This is a genomic window from Azotosporobacter soli, from assembly GCF_030542965.1.
Lineage (GTDB): Bacteria > Bacillota > Negativicutes > SG130 > SG130 > Azotosporobacter > Azotosporobacter soli.
On record NZ_JAUAOA010000015.1, the window covers coordinates 36,907 to 54,251 of the forward strand.

Annotated in this window: 16 protein-coding genes; 12 read left to right on the forward strand and 4 right to left on the reverse strand. The window is 53.9% G+C overall.

The window, feature by feature from the left end; genetic code table 11:
• The first annotated feature begins 47 nt into the window (after positions 1 to 47).
• On the forward strand, positions 48 to 812 hold the full coding sequence (locus QTL79_RS12690; RefSeq protein ID WP_346355339.1) for a sulfite exporter TauE/SafE family protein: 765 nt from the start codon (positions 48 to 50) through the stop codon (positions 810 to 812).
• Between the two features lie 92 nt (positions 813 to 904).
• Here the strand turns inward: QTL79_RS12690 and QTL79_RS12695 are convergent, their stop codons facing one another.
• Together QTL79_RS12695 and QTL79_RS12700 are read right to left on the reverse strand one after the other, a co-directional pair.
• On the reverse strand, positions 905 to 1,807 hold the full coding sequence (locus QTL79_RS12695; protein WP_346355340.1) for an RluA family pseudouridine synthase: 903 nt from the start codon (positions 1,805 to 1,807) through the stop codon (positions 905 to 907).
• Between the two features lie 23 nt (positions 1,808 to 1,830).
• Positions 1,831 to 2,643, reverse strand: coding sequence for a YitT family protein (locus QTL79_RS12700; RefSeq protein WP_346355371.1), 813 nt, complete (start codon positions 2,641 to 2,643; stop codon positions 1,831 to 1,833).
• 269 nt (positions 2,644 to 2,912) lie between these two features.
• On the opposite strand from QTL79_RS12700, the gene QTL79_RS12705 reads away from it, so the two are divergent.
• The 4 genes from QTL79_RS12705 to QTL79_RS12720 are packed head-to-tail and all read left to right on the forward strand — an operon-like array spanning position 2,913 to position 5,680.
• A complete protein-coding gene (locus QTL79_RS12705) occupies positions 2,913 to 3,461 on the forward strand; it encodes a folate family ECF transporter S component (protein WP_346355341.1) in 549 nt (182 codons plus the stop codon).
• Positions 3,462 to 3,494: 33 nt separating this feature from the next.
• Positions 3,495 to 4,280 carry a molybdate ABC transporter substrate-binding protein gene (gene modA / locus QTL79_RS12710; protein WP_346355342.1) on the forward strand — a complete coding sequence of 262 codons (786 nt, stop codon included), beginning with the start codon at positions 3,495 to 3,497 and terminating at the stop codon, positions 4,278 to 4,280.
• Positions 4,281 to 4,336: 56 nt separating this feature from the next.
• Positions 4,337 to 4,834, forward strand: a complete 498-nt coding sequence (msrA, locus tag QTL79_RS12715) for a peptide-methionine (S)-S-oxide reductase MsrA (protein ID WP_346355343.1) — start codon at positions 4,337 to 4,339, stop codon at positions 4,832 to 4,834.
• Positions 4,835 to 4,855: 21 nt separating this feature from the next.
• Positions 4,856 to 5,680: an epoxyqueuosine reductase gene (locus tag QTL79_RS12720; protein WP_346355344.1), complete on the forward strand. Its 825-nt coding sequence runs from the start codon at positions 4,856 to 4,858 to the stop codon at positions 5,678 to 5,680.
• Positions 5,681 to 5,934: 254 nt separating this feature from the next.
• On the opposite strand, the gene QTL79_RS12725 is transcribed toward QTL79_RS12720, so the two are convergent.
• Together QTL79_RS12725 and QTL79_RS12730 are read right to left on the reverse strand one after the other, a co-directional pair.
• Positions 5,935 to 6,282 carry a PAS domain-containing protein gene (locus tag QTL79_RS12725; RefSeq protein WP_346355345.1) on the reverse strand — a complete coding sequence of 116 codons (348 nt, stop codon included), beginning with the start codon at positions 6,280 to 6,282 and terminating at the stop codon, positions 5,935 to 5,937.
• A 107-nt stretch (positions 6,283 to 6,389) separates the two neighbouring features.
• Positions 6,390 to 6,662, reverse strand: a complete 273-nt coding sequence (locus tag QTL79_RS12730; protein WP_346355346.1) for a hypothetical protein — start codon at positions 6,660 to 6,662, stop codon at positions 6,390 to 6,392.
• A 249-nt stretch (positions 6,663 to 6,911) separates the two neighbouring features.
• On the opposite strand from QTL79_RS12730, the gene QTL79_RS12735 reads away from it, so the two are divergent.
• The 7 genes from QTL79_RS12735 (at position 6,912) to QTL79_RS12765 (ending at position 17,241) form a co-directional block, all read left to right on the forward strand.
• Positions 6,912 to 8,192 carry an HD-GYP domain-containing protein gene (locus tag QTL79_RS12735; protein ID WP_346355347.1) on the forward strand — a complete coding sequence of 427 codons (1,281 nt, stop codon included), beginning with the start codon at positions 6,912 to 6,914 and terminating at the stop codon, positions 8,190 to 8,192.
• A 79-nt stretch (positions 8,193 to 8,271) separates the two neighbouring features.
• The gene (locus QTL79_RS12740; protein ID WP_346355348.1) at positions 8,272 to 11,196 is read left to right on the forward strand and encodes an ATP-binding protein; all 2,925 of its coding nucleotides are present in this window, start codon (positions 8,272 to 8,274) and stop codon (positions 11,194 to 11,196) included.
• A gap of 158 nt (positions 11,197 to 11,354) precedes the next feature.
• A complete protein-coding gene (hutG, locus tag QTL79_RS12745; protein WP_346355349.1) occupies positions 11,355 to 12,365 on the forward strand; it encodes a formimidoylglutamase in 1,011 nt (336 codons plus the stop codon).
• A gap of 15 nt (positions 12,366 to 12,380) precedes the next feature.
• Positions 12,381 to 14,420 (forward strand): urocanate hydratase, encoded by a 2,040-nt coding sequence (gene hutU / locus QTL79_RS12750; protein WP_428845480.1) that lies wholly within the window; start codon positions 12,381 to 12,383, stop codon positions 14,418 to 14,420.
• A gap of 13 nt (positions 14,421 to 14,433) precedes the next feature.
• Positions 14,434 to 15,693 carry an imidazolonepropionase gene (hutI, locus tag QTL79_RS12755; RefSeq protein ID WP_346355350.1) on the forward strand — a complete coding sequence of 420 codons (1,260 nt, stop codon included), beginning with the start codon at positions 14,434 to 14,436 and terminating at the stop codon, positions 15,691 to 15,693.
• Between the two features lie 12 nt (positions 15,694 to 15,705).
• Positions 15,706 to 16,599, forward strand: coding sequence for a glutamate formimidoyltransferase (gene ftcD, locus QTL79_RS12760; RefSeq protein WP_346355351.1), 894 nt, complete (start codon positions 15,706 to 15,708; stop codon positions 16,597 to 16,599).
• Between the two features lie 18 nt (positions 16,600 to 16,617).
• Positions 16,618 to 17,241 (forward strand): cyclodeaminase/cyclohydrolase family protein, encoded by a 624-nt coding sequence (locus QTL79_RS12765; RefSeq protein ID WP_346355352.1) that lies wholly within the window; start codon positions 16,618 to 16,620, stop codon positions 17,239 to 17,241.
• Positions 17,242 to 17,345 lie beyond the last annotated feature (104 nt).

The following is a 17,345-nucleotide window of genomic DNA, read 5'->3' on the forward strand; positions in this document are numbered from 1 at the left end:
TGCAGCAATTGATAGCGATGCAACGATGTTCGTTGGGGAGGATACGTATGCTAAGCGGAGGTTTTTTGCTTTTAGGTTTCGCGGTGGGATGTTTTGGCACCATGGTCGGGATCGGCGGCGGACTGTTTTTGGTGCCTTTCTTTATTCTGCTCTTGCAGTGGGAACCGCAACAGGCGGCGGGAACGTCGCTGGCCGTTGTCTTTTTAAATGCCGTATCCGGCAGCATCGCCTATATCCGGCAACAACGCGTTTATTACGACGCGGCGGTTCGTTTCAGTGTAGCGACGATACCGGGCGCTTTTCTGGGCGGCTATTTGATACAGTATTTTTCCGGCAGCGGATTTCGCGTCGCATTCGGCGGCGTGCTGATGCTGCTGGCGCTATTGATGTTCTTTCGTTTTTCGCTTACGGGAAAGGAAAAAACGTTTGATAAGGCCAGCTTCACTTATAATCGACTGCTGGGAGTCGCGCTTAGCATGCTGATTGGTTTTCTATCAAGCATTTTAGGCATCGGCGGCGGCGTCATCCATGTGCCGGCGATGATTTGTCTGCTGGGTTTTCCGGCGCATGTCGCAGCGGCCACATCGCATTTCGTGCTTGCGATATCAAGCTTTTTCGGCGTCGTCGCACACTACTTGCTGAACAATATCGTATTCGAGGCCGCACTGCCGATCGGCGTCGGCGCCGTCATCGGCGCGCAGGCTGGCGCGAAGCTGTCGCTGAAGGTGCGCTCGAAGGCGCTGATTTTTCTTTTGGCTCTCTGCCTTTTTGCATTAGGATTGAGAATGGTGCTGACGGCTCATTTGTTTTAGCAGTGAATTTATTTCAACACGAAGACATGAAGAAAAACCAAAGACACGAAGTGGAGAAAGCTCCTTTCGTGTCTTTGGTTTTAAAAAGAGTATTAAATGCTGTCTTTTTCTAATGCATTGATCGCGCGTAGAAAGTCGTTTGGCAAAGGGGCTTCCACACATATTTCTTCGCCGCTGCTTGGCTGGAAGAAGCGAATGCTGTAAGCGTGCAGCGCCTGACGCGACAGCAGAGGACTGCGCTTGCCGTACATGCCGTCGCCGAGAAGCGGCGAACCGATGTGCGCAAGGTGAACGCGAATCTGATGCGTGCGGCCGGTTTCCAGTTCGAGCTCGAGCAGCGCGCCGCTGGCGTAGTTTTGCCGGGTTTGGTAGTGGGTCACCGCCGCGTCGCCTTTGGGCGATATGGCCCTTCGATTCGGCTGCGACGGATGTTCGCCGATTGCTGCGTCGATCGTACCGGCGGGCGGTTGCGGCGCTGTCTCTACCAATGCCTGGTAGCTGCGTTTCAAACGGCGTTCTTTGAGCTGCGTTTCAAGACGCGTTTGACTTTGCGCATTCTTCGCGAATAAGAGGCAGCCGGAAGTATCGCGGTCCAGACGGTGCAGCGGACGGATCGTGCAGAGGATGCCGCGCTGGCTAAACTCGAAGGCCAGGTGATTGGCCACGGTGCCGTGTGTGGTTCGGCCGGCGGGATGTACCAGTTGATAGGGCGGCTTGTCGACGACCAAGACGTCTTCGTCTTCAAAGAGGATTGAAAGCGCGCCGCTTTCCGGTTCTACGCCGTAGCCGCTGTCTTCGAGCGTCAGAATACGCAAGATATCGCCGTTTTTAAGCGGACGGGTCAGAAAGGTCGGCTTATTGCCGAGACGGATGCCTTTTTGCCGCGTCAGTTTTTGCAATTTGCGACCGGAGAGCTGCAACACTTGTTTTAGGTAGGTTTCGACGCTCAGACCGGCATGCTCGGCCGTGATCGTGTAAGCGGTGAATGCTTTCATGCGTGGAGCTCCTTTTGACGCGTCTAATGCGACGCTTTCTTTTTTACCATGCCGCCGACAACGTCATAGACGTCCTGGATCGTGACAAAGGCGGAATCATCGATCTCGTTGACGATGATTTTCAGTTGTGAGATTTCCAGACGGGTGATGACGGAATAAAGGATTTTCTTGGTTTCGCCGGAAAAGCCGCCCTCACCGTTAAAGACTGTGACGCCGCGCCCCAGTTGATCCATCAAGGCGGCCGCGATTTCCTGATGCTGGTCGGAGACGATCAGCACGCCCTTAGATTCATCGACGCCTTGAATCGTGATGTCGATCATCTTAAAGGCGATAAAATAGGTCACGAGTGAATACATCGCTTTGTCCCAGCCCAATAAGAAACCGGAACCGCCCAAGATGAAGAGGTTGAAGAGCATGACGATCTCGCCGACGGAAAAACCACTGCGCCGGTCGATCAGGATGGCTACGATTTCCGTGCCGTCAAGCGAACCGCCATAGCGGATGATCAGGCCGACGCCGATGCCGACGATGATGCCGCCGAATACCGCGGCGAGGAATAAATCATGCGTGACTTCGGCCAGCGGATGAAAGACGGAGAGCCAATAGGAGAGGGAAATAATCGAAAAAATCGTCGATAAGGCGAAGGATTTGCCGATTTTCTTATAGCCAAGATAAAGAAAAGGAAGATTGAGCGCGACAACGAACCAACTCAGCGGGGCATTGGTCAGATAGCTCGCCATGATCGAGAGGCCGACGATGCCGCCGTCGATGATGTGGTTGGGAACAAGAAAGAATTCCAAACCCGCCGCCGCCAGGACCGAGCCGGAAAAAAGCATGATCGCCTTGCAGAAAAGTTGCTTGCGTGTGATCTTTTTCAAAAAAAAACCTCCTTTGCTTGCAGCCGGGTAAAAAAAAAGAGTCCGCGTTGACAGACCTTGGTTTTCCGCTACAGATGGTATGAGAAAAGCATGACCATTTCTTATTTTATTCTATAGAAAAGTCGCCGGATTGTCAAAAGACGGGGAGAAGGTTTGATGAATGGGGAGGAAAAGAGGCGGACGAAGACGTATCTTAGAAATAACATGGCAAAGGGCGGAGGATAAAGATGCGTTTTACGACAAGAACGATTGCCTATATGGCGATGTTAGTGGCTTTGAATATCATACTGACGCGTTTTTTCAGCGTACGCATACCGTTTGAAGGCGTTGATGGCATTCGTCTGGGCTTCGGTTCGCTGCCGCTGGTGTTGGGCGGCTTGATGCTCGGCGCACGCGCGGGCTTTTTAATCGGCGTCATTGGCGATCTCGCCGGTTTTGCGATTTCGCCCAGCGGCTTATATCTGCCGACCTTTACGTTGGCGGCCGGTTTACATGGTTGGCTTGCCGGGATTTTGACCCGGCGTCCCTGGTCCGAAATCGCGACCTGGCAAATCTATCTGGCAATTGGGATCAGTCAGGGAGTGGTGTCGCTGCTGATCACGCCGACGCTGCTCAGTTTGCATTTTGCGCTGCCGTTCTGGCTTACGCTGCCGGGGCGTTTGGCGTCGCAGGCCATTTTAATTCCGTGCTACTGTGTGCTGATTGGCGTATTGTTGCAGCGCTTGTCCTGGATACTGCCGTACTCGGTCAAGTGCAGAAGCTTATCGCGGCAATAAAAAAACTTTAGAAGCAGAAAGGCGGTTAGAAAAATGAAAAAACTGAAACAGGCTTGTCTCCTCTTATGCGTGCTGGCGCTGGCGCTCAGCGGTTGCGCAACGGAAAAAAAGGCGGCTAACCAGCCGGTCGAACTGACCGTGTCGGCGGCGGTGAGCATGCGCGATGCACTGAATGAAATCCAGCAGGTCTATCAGGCGAAAAATCCGCAGGTGAAATTATCGTTTAATTATGGCGCGTCGGGTGCGCTGCAAAAACAAATTGAAGAGGGCGCGCCCGTCGATCTCTTTATCTCAGCGGCGTCCAAACAGATGGATGACTTGGCCAAGAAGAAAATGCTTAAAGAAGGCAGCCGAAAAGATTTGCTGCTCAATCAACTGGTGCTGATCGCACCGAAGACGTCCAAGACAAACATAACTGGATTTGCCGATCTGGCGAAAGCGGATGTCGGACAGTTCGCGATGGGTGCGCCGGAAAGCGTGCCGGCCGGACAATATACGCAACAAGTCTTGAAAAAGCTGGGCATTGAAGAAGCGGTCAAAGCGAAAGCGGTTCAGGCAAAAGATGTCAGATCGGTGCTGGCGTATGTTGAGACAGGCAATGTCGATATCGGCGCGGTCTATAAGACGGATGCGCTGAGCAGCGACAAGGTGAAAATCATCGCAGCCGCGCCGTCCGGAAGCCATGAGGCGATCGTATATCCGGTAGCGGTTCTGGCGGCGACGAAGCAGGGAGCAGCGGCCGATGCGTTCGCCGCGTTTCTCGGCGCAGCGGAGAGCAAGGCGATTTTTGAAAAATACGGCTTCGTGATGAATCCCTAAGCGGGAAGAGGAAAAAATTCCGAGCATAGATAACGGGGCGAAGGCGGTGGTGGACGATGAAGAAGATATGGTTGGCGGGCGGCTGTTTTTGGGGCGTGGAAGCCTATTTTCAACAGTTGAAGGGCGTTGTCGACACGACGGTTGGTTATGGACAGGGGACATTGGAAAATCCGACTTATCAGCAAGTCTGTCAGGGAAACACCGGTCATGCGGAAGTTTGTGAGATCGTCTATGATGAGAGCGTGTTGCCGCTCGGCACGCTGCTGGAACATTTTTTCCGTATCATCGATCCGACCGCGCTGAACCGTCAGGGGAACGATTACGGCACCCAATACCGCAGCGGCATCTATTACCGCGAAGAGGCGGATCAAGTGAAGATTATGGTCTTTCTTACGGCGCAGCAAAAGAAATATGCGGCCAAAATCGTTGTCGAAGTGGAACCGAAACGGAATTTTTATCTTGCGGAAGAAGAGCATCAGGATTATTTAAGGCGCAATCCTTCCGGTTATTGTCATATCAATCTAAACTTGGCCAGCGAAGCGGAAAAGAAATGAGATAACAAGGGGGAAGCAAAGATGCAAACTGCGCTTGTCGCCGAAATCAATCGCTTCGTTGCGGCAGCCGAGGAAGAGCGGTGCAGAATCGGTTTGATGCCGCTTTTTGAAGAACCGTTGGTAGGAGTTGCCGCTGCGACCGATCCTTTATTTGCTGCTCAGAAGCAGATCATCGGCACATTCCATCTGACGCCGCAGGAACTGGTGGAACAATCCGGCGAAGAAGGGATCTGGCAAGCGGCCAGCGTGATCTGCTGGGTACTGCCGATCGGCCTTAAGGCAAGATCGGCGAATCGCGCGGCGGTCCGCTATCCTTCGCGCGAGTGGGCCGAAGTGCGCAGCCGGGGCGAAGAGTTCAACACGGCGCTGCGCCGCCATGTGGTCTCGTATATCATGCGGCTTGGCCATCGCGCTATCGCGCCCCAGTTGAGTCCTGTCTGGCAATCGTTCGCCGATACGCCGGTCGGCATCGCGTCCAATTGGTCGGAACGCCATGTCGCCCATATCGCAGGCCTTGGAACCTTCGGCTTGAATGACGGCTTGATCACAAACAGGGGCATCGCGCACCGCCTGGGCAGCGTGATCACCGATCTACCGCTTGCGGCGACGCGGCGTTCCTATACGACTTACCGTGAATACTGCCTCTATTCGCAGGAGGGACGTTGCGGCATCTGCATCGGTCGCTGTCCGGCGGGAGCGCTGTCGAAGCAAGGTCATGACAAAGAGCGGTGCAGGAAATATGTTTACGGCGATGCCGTAAACGCAGTGAGCGAAGAATACGGTTGCCACGAAGTCGGTTGCGGACTTTGCCAGACGAAGGTGCCGTGTGAAGATCGGATTCCGTAAATACGGCTGTGGGAAAAACAGGATGGCATAAAGGAAAAACCGCCGTTAGGCGGTTTTTTCAGACTGTCGACAAAGCGAAATCAAGTGGGACGTTTTTTACACGAAGAGTTGAAGAAGGGAAGATCGGAAGGGTTTTTAAATTCTTCTTCCTTTCTTCCCAACGGGCCGATACGATCGGCCCGCTTCGCTTCTTCGTGTTATCGTTTCTTTTAATCATTCTATTCGTTCCTGTTATCGCATTCTGTTTTTTCTTTTTATTTCGGCGTACGGATATAATGCTTCATCTCACGGGGAATTTCAATCGAGAGTTCGAGCAGACCGCCGAAGACACGATTGTTATACCAGGGAGACTGGTGAATCAATTTTTTAATGCCGTTCTTCTCGATCGTATAGCTGTTTGTTCCCTGCGTCGCTAACAGTTCGGTCAACTTAGTGCGGGCCGGTTCCGGATGGCAGTCGAGCAGATTTTGGCCGATCAGGCTGTCGTCGCCATGCGCCAACACCGTAACGGCGCGTTCGTTCATGTAGAGGATGATGCCTTGCGGATCGCAAATTGTGACCGCGCCGGGATATTCGCGCAGCCAATCGGGACAATTTTGCATGAAATCAGACTCCTTTGCGTTAGCGTAGTTTTCTTTTATTCGTTGGCAAATAAAAAAACCGCAGAATTGGCTAAGCGACAGGCGCTTAGTTCATCTGCGGTTGTTTTTTAAATGCGTTCCAGTGTCTCTACCTGGTACATGCATTCCGAGACTTGAGACAAAATGGCATTTAGTTGCGACTCAGACATGTGAGCGCAGGGAATATGGAATTCGAAAACGACTTCGCCGATTTTGGCGGGTTTGGCGGTGACCGGCTCAATATGGACGCCTGCCAGATCGGGAGCGTGACGGCGCAGATAGCTCAGGAGTTCTGCCGCGCTGCGGTCGGTATTGCCCAGAACAACACGAAATTTTTCCGGTTTGTGGATGCTGTCGCCCATGAAACTCAGCCCCTTTCCCAATTCAAGTATTTGCCAAATTACTTCGCTGTCGCTCAAGAGAAATCCTGCCGAAAAAGACGGTGAAAAAAGCGTTTTGCAAAACAAGGAGCGAAGCAGGAAAATAGAGAGGGAAAATAAGTGCGGTATCGCCTTATTTTCATTGACGCGTAAAAAAGCAATGGGGTAGAATAGAAAGGTGCGTAAATGGAATTTGAAATGAATTTTGTTAAATTATAGATAGGAGTCGTCATGCTACGTTTGAAAAAATACCAGGGAAAAAATCACTGGTGGGCATATATGTATGGTGTAGGACTCCTTGCGATTGCGATCGGCTGGGTGTCGATCAGTTCAACGATGGCAGAAAAAACAATTGCGTTGGCGATGGTTTTCCTGGTCGGAATGGCCGGAGCCTTGCGCAATTTAGCGCTGGAGCGCAATCGTTTTTACCGGGCCAGCATCACCGATCCGTTAACGGGGCTGCATACGTTCACGCATACGATCATGCTGGGACAGGAACTGTTGGCGCAGGGCAATGATTCCATGCTGGTACTGGTCAATCTGGACAATTTTAAGAATGTGAATGCCACCTATGGTCATTTTATCGGCAATCGGATTCTGGTGCAATTTGCACAGCGACTGCGCGAACTGTGGGGCGCGAAGGCGATCATCGGTCGTTTGGGCGGCGACGAATTTATCGCCATCCTGCCTGATCTCGGCAAACAACGCGCGGCGGTCACGCAACAGATCGAAGAACTCAAGGGTCAGCGTTATACGGCCGACCCCGATATTTCACCGGTGCAAGTTGAATTTTCTTATGGTTTGGCGCAAGCGGATCCGGAGCGGCAGGGCAATGTCGAAGAACTGGTCGATTTTGCGGACAAAGAGATGTACGCTTATAAATTATCGCGCAAGACAAAGCAGACGACGTGCCAGTTTAACGCGGAGATGCCGGAAGACTACCGCGATATTCTGACCGTGTTGTCGCAAAAAGACATGTACACGTTTCTGCACTCCTTGTACGTGGCGCAGTATGGCGTATTGCTGGCCCGAAAAATCGGCTTGGACGAGGAAATGGTGGAAAATATCCGTCTGGCAGGCTGGCTGCATGATATCGGCAAGATCGCAGTGCCGAATGAAATTCTGCGTAAACCGGGAAAACTGAGTCAGGTAGAGTATCAGTCGATACAAAAGCATGTAAACTACGGTTTGAATCTTTTACATACCTTTTCGATGCCGACCGCTGTCTATAATGCGATCGGTCAGCACCATGAACGCTATGACGGCAAAGGCTATCCGAATCAGCTGAAAGGCGACGACATTTCGCTCAGCGGGCGGATTCTCGCGATCGTCGACGCCTATTCCGCGATGACGATCAAGCGCGTCTATCGTCGTTATCAATTTTCGACCGATGATGCGCTGGCTGAATTGATGCGCGGCAGCGAAACGCAATTCGACGCTGCGCTCGTCAATCAGTTTGCACAAGTGCTGCGCGACGAAAGCCGCGAAATAGAAGAGAGGCAAATTAGTTAAACGAAGAAGCCACCAAGGCCATACAGCCGGGGTGGCTTCTTGAGCATAGCTATGCAGCCCGGTCAGGAGGGATGAAAGAGTGCTGACGGCGAGAATGTTGGGCACGGCGGCGATCAACTGGAACGGAAAGCGGGTCGTATTCCCGTTTGCCAAGATGGAAGCGCTGCTTTATTATCTGTTGGTGAAAAAGAGTTGCAGTCGTGCGGAACTGGCGGCGCTTCTCTGGAGCGAGATGGACGATGAAGCGGCCAAGAAAAATTTGCGCAATACCTTGTATCTGCTGAAAAAAATGTTCGGCGAAAGCTTGATTCAGACGCCGTCCCGTTCCCTGCTGCTCCTTGATCCGACGCACAGCGGCGCAAGCGATGTTGCCTGCCTGCTCGAGGGGGAAGCGGAGGAAGAAGCGGCGTACGGCGGTGAATTTCTTGCCGGATTTTATTGCAAGGATGCGGTGCTGTTTGAAGAATGGGTGAATGAAAAGCGGCAGGAGCTGCGCGAGGTTTATTTGTCGCGTCTCACACGCCGCGGCGTTGCACTGTTGAAAGAAAAGAGATACGAACAGGCGAAGAGTTGTTTGAAGCGATTGGTTGCGATCGACGAATACAATGAAAGCGCCTATCGCTCGCTGATGCGCATCTATAGCCAGGCTGGCGCGGATAACAAAGTCATTGCGACATACCGGCAGCTTGAGAATAAGCTGCAAAGCGAACTGGGCATCCGGCCGGATGCGAAAACGAAAGAGATTGCGCAGCAGGCGCTAAGGCGCAAGGAAAATAACGCAGACGCTGAAAAAAGCAGTCAAACGGAATTGTTTTTCGGGCGCGAAGCCGAACGTAGCCGCCTTTTTGACTGGCTGGGTCAGTCGAAAACGGGCGATGCTTTGCCGCGTTTTCTGGTGTTGCATGGTGAGCAGGGCGTGGGAAAAAGCGCGCTGGTGCGGAACGTATTCGAGTCGTTATCAGGCGAGGATGCGCTGATTTTGCGCACCCAGTGCTATCAGGTAGAAGAATTGTATCCGTATAAAGCGTGGAGCGCCATTTTCAGCCAGGTTATGCTGGAACTTAAGCGCCGGGAAATCGAAGCGCCCGATTCCTGGCGACAGGTGATCTCGTATCTCTTTCCGGCGATTGCGCTTGAGCGGAGTGCGGAAGATTTTTCGCACCAAATGGATATTCACGCGCTGCAGGTCACGATGGCGCAGGAAGTGATGCATGGCTTACTGCAACTGTTGGCCGAACATTGCCGATTGCTGCTCGTGATCGAAGACATTCAGTGGCTGGATCAGCAAGGCTATAACGTATTGCAGCAGGTTCTGCGCAGCAGTGGCTCTCACATCGACTGCCTGGCTACTTGCCGCAGCGAAGCGCTGAGCGCTTTTGCGCAACGCTTTGGCGAACGGCAGGCGCAGCAGGTGATCGAGTGGTTGCCTGTCGAACGTTTCAGCCGCAGCGAAGTCGAGCGTTTTGCCGCATTGGCTTTGGATACGGCAAGTCTTGATCCGCTATTGCAGGAAAAACTTTATGAATATACCGAGGGCAATGCGCTGTTCCTGGTAGAGTGCTTCAAGTTGCTGCAACTGGGCGAAGGCGTCGGGCGTCTTTCGCCCCGATTGCACAGCGTGTTGACGGAGCGCGTCGGACAATTGTCCGAAAAGGCGCGCAAAGTGTTGGCCGCGGCATCGGTTTTTTTCCGTGACGCCAGTTATGAGGAGCTGACGGCAGTCGCGGGTCTGAATGAATTTGAACTGGTCGAAGCGATTGAAGAGATCCAAAAGAAAAAATTACTGGAAGAAGGGATACAGCCGGGACGCAGTCACCTGACGTATCGCTTCTGTCATGGCTGTATCCGTGAATTTGTTTATGGACAATTATCGGCGTCGCGGCAGAAAATGCTGCATCACCGCATCGGCCTGCATCTGGAGGAACGGATGCAGGCGTGTGATGGCGCGCGCGAATTGTTATATGCGGCGATCCATCATTTTAGTCAGGCGGGCGAAGAGGCGAAGGCGATCGAATATCGGATCCGTCTGGCCGAACGCTATTCCTGTCCGCACTATGAAATGTTTCCCGAGTTGAGTGCCGCGGTGATGGTCGGCAGCGACAGCGGTTATGACCGGCGGCAAATTACCGAGCATCTGCAGCAATTGGAAGAGTTGATCGCGGCTGCGGCCAAACGGGCGCTTGGCGAAGAACGCATCAGCCGTTATCAGGCGGCGTATTTGGAAATGTCGGGGCGCTACCACATTTGGCTGGGCGAACATCGTCAGGGCTTGCGGGCGATTCATCGTTTGCTGCGTTTGGCAGCGCTGCGCGAATATCAGGAGTATCGGATCAAAGGCTATCAACAGGTCGTGTACTGTGCGATTCAGACGCGGCGCGACCGGATGATCGAGGCGTTCGCCGATAAATTGATCCGCGCGGCGGCCGATGCCGGACGTGAAACCGTGCTTGGCGCAGCTTTGCGTTTCAAAGGAATCGCGTATGCGCTGCGCGGCGAAGACGAACTGGCCGAACAGAGTTACCGTCAATCGATCGCGCTCTTTAAACGTCTGAACAGCCGCGGTAACGGCTATGCGGCCCATATTGCCGCTGCCTATAATTACATCGGTGATCTGCGCGGCGGCGCGGGGGAGTGGGTTGAGGCGCTGCGCCATTACGAAACTGCGATCCGTCTGCATGGACAGGCGACCGTTGGCGAAGGCTTGACGATCTTTTACATCAATGCCGGGTATGCGGCTTTTGAATTGGGCCGATACGATGCAGCTAAAAGCCATCTGCAGCAGGCGCTCGTCGTCGGTGAACAGTTCGGCGGACAGATGGGCTATTGGTGCCAGCGCGGCCATTGTACGCTAAATTGCGTGCTGGCGCGGATTGCCTGCCGTGCAGGCGATATGGCCGCCGCGCGGGAACACCTGAATAGGGCCGAAGAATTCCTCGTGAAATATCACGATGCCAATCAGTCTGCCATCATTGAACGCACGCGACGCGAAATGAAAATGCTATAAGTAACAAAATGAAAAATGAGAGCAACGGTAAAAAAGCGTTGCTCTCATTTTTTTATTTCTGGAGCACTACTCTCGAAATTTTTTGACTATTTATCGACGCTAGCAAAGTAAAATGGAAATAAGCTGGCCTATTTATTTTAACGAAGGGTTGGAGGACGATGGAAAAGCACCAATACGCTGCGCCGGATATGTCCGGTTGGCAGGGACGAATCGACAGCACAGAAAATTATGCAGCCTTTCGCTGGCACCAATGGATGAAAGGTTGGGATTTACGGCAGGCGGCTGCGCCGCAGCCGGGTAAGCTTGGCATTGCACTCGTGGGCTTTTGCTGCGACGAAGGGATTAAGCGCAACAAAGGGCGGGAAGGCGCTTCGCTGGGGCCGCTTAGCATCCGCAAAGAATTGGCCAATGTGCCCTGCGCTTTTTCGCAGGATGTCACTTTGGTCGATGCGGGAAACATCCTTTGTCAGGACGGCGATTTGGTCGCGAGCCAGAACGCGCTTGCCGAAGCAGTCAGCCGAATTCGCCGGGCGGGATTCTTCCCGATTGTGCTCGGCGGCGGCCATGAGACGGCGCTGGGCCATTACCGCGGTCAAGCCGCTGCGTTGCGTGAGACTTACGGTAAAGCGGAGCTTGGCATTATCAATTTTGACGCACATTTTGATTTGCGTCCGCTGCCGGAAAGCGGCAGTTCCGGGACGATGTTCCGCCAGATCGCGCAAGATGCCGCAGCGCTTGATGAAGCGTTCAAATATTTTTGTCTTGGCATCCAGCGCAGTAGCAATACATTGGAGTTGTTCAACGAAGCTAAGCGGCGCGGCGTGCAGTATGTCTTGGCAGGCGAAGTCGCGGCGCGCAAGGATGACGATGTTATCGACCGACTGGATGCGTTCATGCAGGACACGGAACATATTCATCTGACGCTTTGCGCGGACGTCGTGTCATCGGCTTTTGCTCCCGGCGTAAGTTCGGCGCAGCCGATGGGACTCCAACCGGAAGACATTTTGAAATTTTTGAAACATATTTTGCGCAGCAACAAGGTCGTCGGTTTTGACATTGCGGAGGTGTCGCCGCGTTTTGACCGGGACAACGCCACATCGCGTCTGGCGATGGTTCTGATTTTTGGCGTTGTTGATGCGTTATGCCGTCTGAAGGGATTGGCCCGATAAATAAAAGGAGGAGCGATGAAGATGTCGATCACAAACACTCAGGTTAAGGATGTCATGGAAATCAAACTGGATGCGGTATTGCCCGAAGCGCCGCAGTTCAAAGCCGGAATTCGTCGCGCGCCGGATCGCGGTTTTCGCTTGAGTCTGGAACAAACCAAGCTTGCGCTGAAAAATGCGCTGCGTTATATCCCGGAAGAGTTGCATGCGGCGCTGGCGCCGGAATTCATGCAGGAATTGAAAGAATACGGACGCATTTACGGTTATCGATATATGCCGAAAGAAAAAATATCCGGCAAGCCGATTGAAGAGTACAAGGGGCGCTGCATCGAAGGCAAGGCGTTCCAGGTGATGATCGATAATAATCTTGACCATGCGGTGGCGCTCTATCCTTATGAACTGGTCACCTACGGCGAAACCGGCAGCGTCTGTCAAAACTGGATGCAGTACCAACTGATCAAACGATATCTCGAAGTTATGACGCAGGAGCAGACGCTGGTGATCGAATCAGGACATCCGGTCGGACTCTTCGCCTCAAAGCCGGAAGCGCCGCGCGTCATCATCACCAACGCGCTGATGATCGGCATGTTCGACAACCAGGACGACTGGGAGATCGCCGAACAAATGGGCGTCGCCAATTATGGACAGATGACCGCGGGCGGCTGGATGTATATCGGGCCGCAGGGCATCGTCCACGGCACGTTCAACACGTTGCTGACCGCGGGGCGCAAACGCTTGGGGCTGGCGGCTGACGGCGACCTGGAAGGGACGCTTTTTGTCTCGTCGGGGCTCGGAGGCATGAGCGGTGCGCAGCCGAAGGCGATTGAAATCGCCGGCGGCGTCGGCATCATTGCTGAAGTCGATGAATCGCGCATTAAGACGCGCCTCGAACAGGGCTGGATCAACAAGGCGTCGAACGATCTCGGCGAAGTATTCGCCTGGGCGAGTGCGGCGCAGGAACGAAAAGAAGCGTTGTCGATCGCTTATCACGGCAATATCGTCGATCTGCTCGAATATGCGGTCAAGAATGATGTGAAAATCCCGCTGCTTTCGGATCAAACCTCCTGCCATGTGCCGTATGACGGCGGCTATTGCCCGCATGGCTTAAGCTTTGCGCAGCGAACCGAACTCTTGGGGCGTGATCGCAATCAATTTAAAAAATTGGTGCAGCAAAGCCTGAAGCATCACTTTGAGCTGATTAAAACGCTGGTCAGCCGGGGGACGTATTTCTTCGATTACGGCAATGCCTTCATGAAGGCGGTTTATGATGCAGGCGTTACGGAAATTGCCAAGAATGGGCATGATGAAAAAGATGGTTTTATTTTTCCCTCGTATGTCGAGGACATCATGGGGCCGGAACTCTTTGATTACGGCTATGGTCCGTTCCGTTGGGTTTGCCTCAGCGGCAAGGCTAGCGACTTGGCGAAGACCGATAAAGCGGCGATGGACTGCATCGATCCCAAGCGGCGCGGCCAGGATCGCGACAATTATATCTGGATTCGCGATGCGGAAAAAAACAAACTGGTCGTCGGCACACAGGCGCGCATCCTGTACCAGGATGCGGAAGGCCGCAAAGCAATCGCGCTGCGTTTTAATGAAATGGTGCGAAACGGCGAAGTCGGGCCGGTCATGCTCGGGCGCGACCATCATGACGTCAGCGGCACCGATTCTCCTTTCCGCGAAACGTCGAACATCAAAGACGGCAGCAATGTCATGGCCGATATGGCGGTGCAATGTTTCGCGGGCAACGCGGCGCGCGGCATGAGCCTGGTGGCGCTGCACAACGGCGGCGGCGTCGGCATCGGCAAATCGATCAACGGCGGCTTCGGCATGGTGCTCGACGGGAGCGCAAGGGTCGACGAAATATTAAAATCGGCGATGCTCTGGGACGTCATGGGCGGCGTAGTGCGCCGGGCCTGGGCGCGCAATGAGCATTCGATCGAGACCGTCGTCGAGTTCAACAAGACTTATGCGGGCAAAGCGCATGCGACGTTGCCGTATATTCCGAGTGAAGACTTGATCGAAAAAGTGGTCGGCGAAGCGATGGCGAAGGGATAACGAGGTGAAAACAATGCAAGAAAATAAACAACGCTTGCTAATAAAAAACGCTGCAGAAGTCGTGACCTGCGCAGGCGGCGTCAAGTCCGGCGCTGCGATGAACGAGATCGGCAGCATTGCGGACGGCGCTGTGCTTGTCGAGGACGGCGTCATCGTTTGGGTCGGCAAAAACGCTGAACTACCGAACGGGGCGGCTGACGGCGCTGAAATCATCGATGCAAAAGGACAATGCGTCCTGCCGGGCTTCGTCGATTCGCACACGCATCTGGTCTTCGGCGGTTATCGACCCGAGGAATTCTTCTGGCGGCTGGATGGTCTGCCATATCTCGATATCCTGGAAAAAGGCGGCGGCATATTAAATACGGTAAGCGCGACGCGTTCCGACAGTGTCGACAAACTGACGACGCTCGGTTTGCAAAGGCTGGATGCGATGCTGGCGATGGGAGTTACCACTGTCGAAGGCAAGAGCGGCTATGGTCTCGATCTCGCTACCGAACTGCGGCAGCTCGAGGTCATGGATAAAATGAGCGCAACGCATGCGGTGGACGTTGTGTCGACCTTTATGGGCGCGCATGCCACGCCGCCGGATTATCGCGGTCGCAGTGAAGAATACCTTGATTTCATTATTGATTCGGTTCTGCCCGAAGTGAAGAAACAGGGCATTGCCGAATTCTGCGATGTCTTTTGCGAACAGGGCGTGTTTTCGATAGCGCAATCGCGCAAGCTCCTCCTGGCAGCCCAAAAACTTGGACTGAAAAGTAAAATTCACGCCGATGAAATCGTCTCGCTTGGCGGCGCGGAACTGGCCGGCGAGTGTGGTGCAGTTTCCGCGGATCACTTGCTGCATGCTTCCGACGCCGGCATTGAAGCGATGGCGAAGTCCGGCGTCGTTGCGACGATTTTGCCCGCGACGGCGTTTTGCCTGCGCGAGCCGTACGCCAGAGCGCGGACGATGATCGATAACGGCTGCATCGTCGCTTTGGCGACCGACTTCAATCCGGGCAGCTGTTTCAGCCACTCCATTCCGCTTGTTGCCGCATTGGCTGCGATCCAGCTTAAAATGACGCCGGCGGAAGTGGTGACGGCGCTTACGATTAACGGCGCGGCTGCGGTCGGCAGGGATAAGAGAATCGGCAGCATCGAAGTCGGCAAGCAGGCGGATCTCATTATCCTTAAGCATCCATCCCATTTATATTTGATCTATCATGCCGGAATGAATGTCGTAGACAAGGTTGTAAAAAAAGGACAACTGGTTTGGCAAAACAACGTGTAGGAGGAATTCAGAATGGGAAAGTTAGTAGAATGCGTGCCCAATTTTAGCGAAGGACGGCGGCCGGAGGTTATAGACGCGATTGCTGCCGCTGTGCGTAGCGTAGACGGCGTTAAGCTATTGGACATCAAACCCGATGCCAGTCACAACCGCGTCGTATTCACGTTCGTCGGCGAACCACAGCCGGTGAAACGGGCGGCGTTTGCCGCCTGTGCCAAGGCGACCGAATTGATCGATATGGAAAAACATGAAGGCGAGCATCCCCGCATCGGCGCGAGTGACGTCATTCCGTTCGTGCCGGTCAGCGATGTCAGCCTTGAGGAATGCGTCGAACTGGCGAATGAACTGGGACAGGAAATCGCTGAAAAGTTAAGCATCCCGGTGTATTTGTATGAGGCGGCCGCGAAGCAGCCGCAGCGCAAAAACCTGCCGGATGTCCGTAAAGGACAATACGAAGGGCGCAAGGAGAATATCGGCGAAGCGCAGTGGAAGCCGGATTACGGCCCGGCCAAGATGCATCCCACCGCCGGGGCGGTGATCGTCGGCGCGCGTCAGTTTTTGATCGCCTACAACATCAATCTGAGTACCAGCGATGTGAGCATTGCCAAGAAAATTGCCTCGGCGATTCGCGAAGCCAAGGGCGGCTATAAATATTGCCGTGCGATGGGCATCATGATTGAAGAACGCAATCTGGCGCAGGTGACCATCAATATGGTCAATTATGAAGGTACACCGCTGCATCGCGTATTTGAAACGGTCAAGAGCGAGGCGGCGCGCTATGGCGTATCCGTCGTCGGCAGCGAAATCGTCGGCCTGCTGCCGCTCCAGGCGCTACTCGATGCCGCCGACTTTTATCTGCGGCTCGAAGATTTTGATCGCAAACAGGTTCTGGAAGAAAATCTGCAATAAAAGAGGGGGGGGAAGAAGATGTTGATGAAAAAGAGCGTGACCGATTTTCTCGCGGAACTGAAATCCAATTCGCCTGCACCGGGCGGCGGCAGCGTTGCAGCGCTCGCGGGCGCGCTGGCGGCGGCTCTTGGCGTAATGGTCGGCAATCTGACGTTGGGCAGCGCCAAATGCGCCGATGCGCATGATGAGGCCGGAACGTTGAAATGCGACCTGGAGAAAGCGCTGACCCGTTTAGCCAGCTATGTGGATGAAGACACGGCGGCGTTTAACGAAGTCATGGCTGCGTACAAACTGCCGAAAGACAGCGATGAAGACAAGGCGATCCGCGGCCAGGCCATTCAGGCCGCGCTGCAAAAAGCGGCAAAATTGCCGCTGGAAGTCGCTGCGACTTGCGTAGGCGTGCTGGAATTGTCGCATCGCATGCTGGCGATAGGCAATCCCAATGCCGCAAGCGATGCTGCGGTTGCCGGGCGTCTGGCGCATGCCGGCGTTTGGGCCGCGCTGTACAATGTGCGGATCAATTTGGCGTCGATCAAAGAAAGTTCCTTTTTAGAGACAGCCGGCGCGGAAGTCAGAGCACTGGCCCAAAAGGCGGATGCCGCACTCGCTGCGCTGAGTCAAAAGGCGGAAGAAGTTATTTGAGCTGCGCCGCCCAGCCGGTGATGAACGATGCTGCAGCAATGTATGAAGTTGATATGAGCCAGTCGCTCTTGCGTTCAAAACCGTGTTTGTCAATGTATGCCCCG

Coding starts and splice junctions, on each gene's coding strand:
- hutI (WP_346355350.1), top strand. CDS start 14,434: ATGCAAGAAAATAAACAACGCTTGCTAATAAAAAACGCTGCAGAAGTC.
- QTL79_RS12705 (WP_346355341.1), top strand. CDS start 2,913: ATGCGTTTTACGACAAGAACGATTGCCTATATGGCGATGTTAGTGGCT.
- QTL79_RS12700 (WP_346355371.1), bottom strand. CDS start 2,643: ATGCTTTTTTCCGGCTCGGTCCTGGCGGCGGCGGGTTTGGAATTCTTT.
- QTL79_RS12690 (WP_346355339.1), top strand. CDS start 48: ATGCTAAGCGGAGGTTTTTTGCTTTTAGGTTTCGCGGTGGGATGTTTT.
- ftcD (WP_346355351.1), top strand. CDS start 15,706: ATGGGAAAGTTAGTAGAATGCGTGCCCAATTTTAGCGAAGGACGGCGG.
- QTL79_RS12725 (WP_346355345.1), bottom strand. CDS start 6,282: ATGCAAAATTGTCCCGATTGGCTGCGCGAATATCCCGGCGCGGTCACA.
- QTL79_RS12720 (WP_346355344.1), top strand. CDS start 4,856: ATGCAAACTGCGCTTGTCGCCGAAATCAATCGCTTCGTTGCGGCAGCC.
- QTL79_RS12730 (WP_346355346.1), bottom strand. CDS start 6,662: ATGGGCGACAGCATCCACAAACCGGAAAAATTTCGTGTTGTTCTGGGC.
- QTL79_RS12735 (WP_346355347.1), top strand. CDS start 6,912: ATGCTACGTTTGAAAAAATACCAGGGAAAAAATCACTGGTGGGCATAT.
- modA (WP_346355342.1), top strand. CDS start 3,495: ATGAAAAAACTGAAACAGGCTTGTCTCCTCTTATGCGTGCTGGCGCTG.
- msrA (WP_346355343.1), top strand. CDS start 4,337: ATGAAGAAGATATGGTTGGCGGGCGGCTGTTTTTGGGGCGTGGAAGCC.
- hutG (WP_346355349.1), top strand. CDS start 11,355: ATGGAAAAGCACCAATACGCTGCGCCGGATATGTCCGGTTGGCAGGGA.
- QTL79_RS12765 (WP_346355352.1), top strand. CDS start 16,618: ATGTTGATGAAAAAGAGCGTGACCGATTTTCTCGCGGAACTGAAATCC.
- QTL79_RS12695 (WP_346355340.1), bottom strand. CDS start 1,807: ATGAAAGCATTCACCGCTTACACGATCACGGCCGAGCATGCCGGTCTG.
- hutU (WP_428845480.1), top strand. CDS start 12,381: ATGAAGATGTCGATCACAAACACTCAGGTTAAGGATGTCATGGAAATC.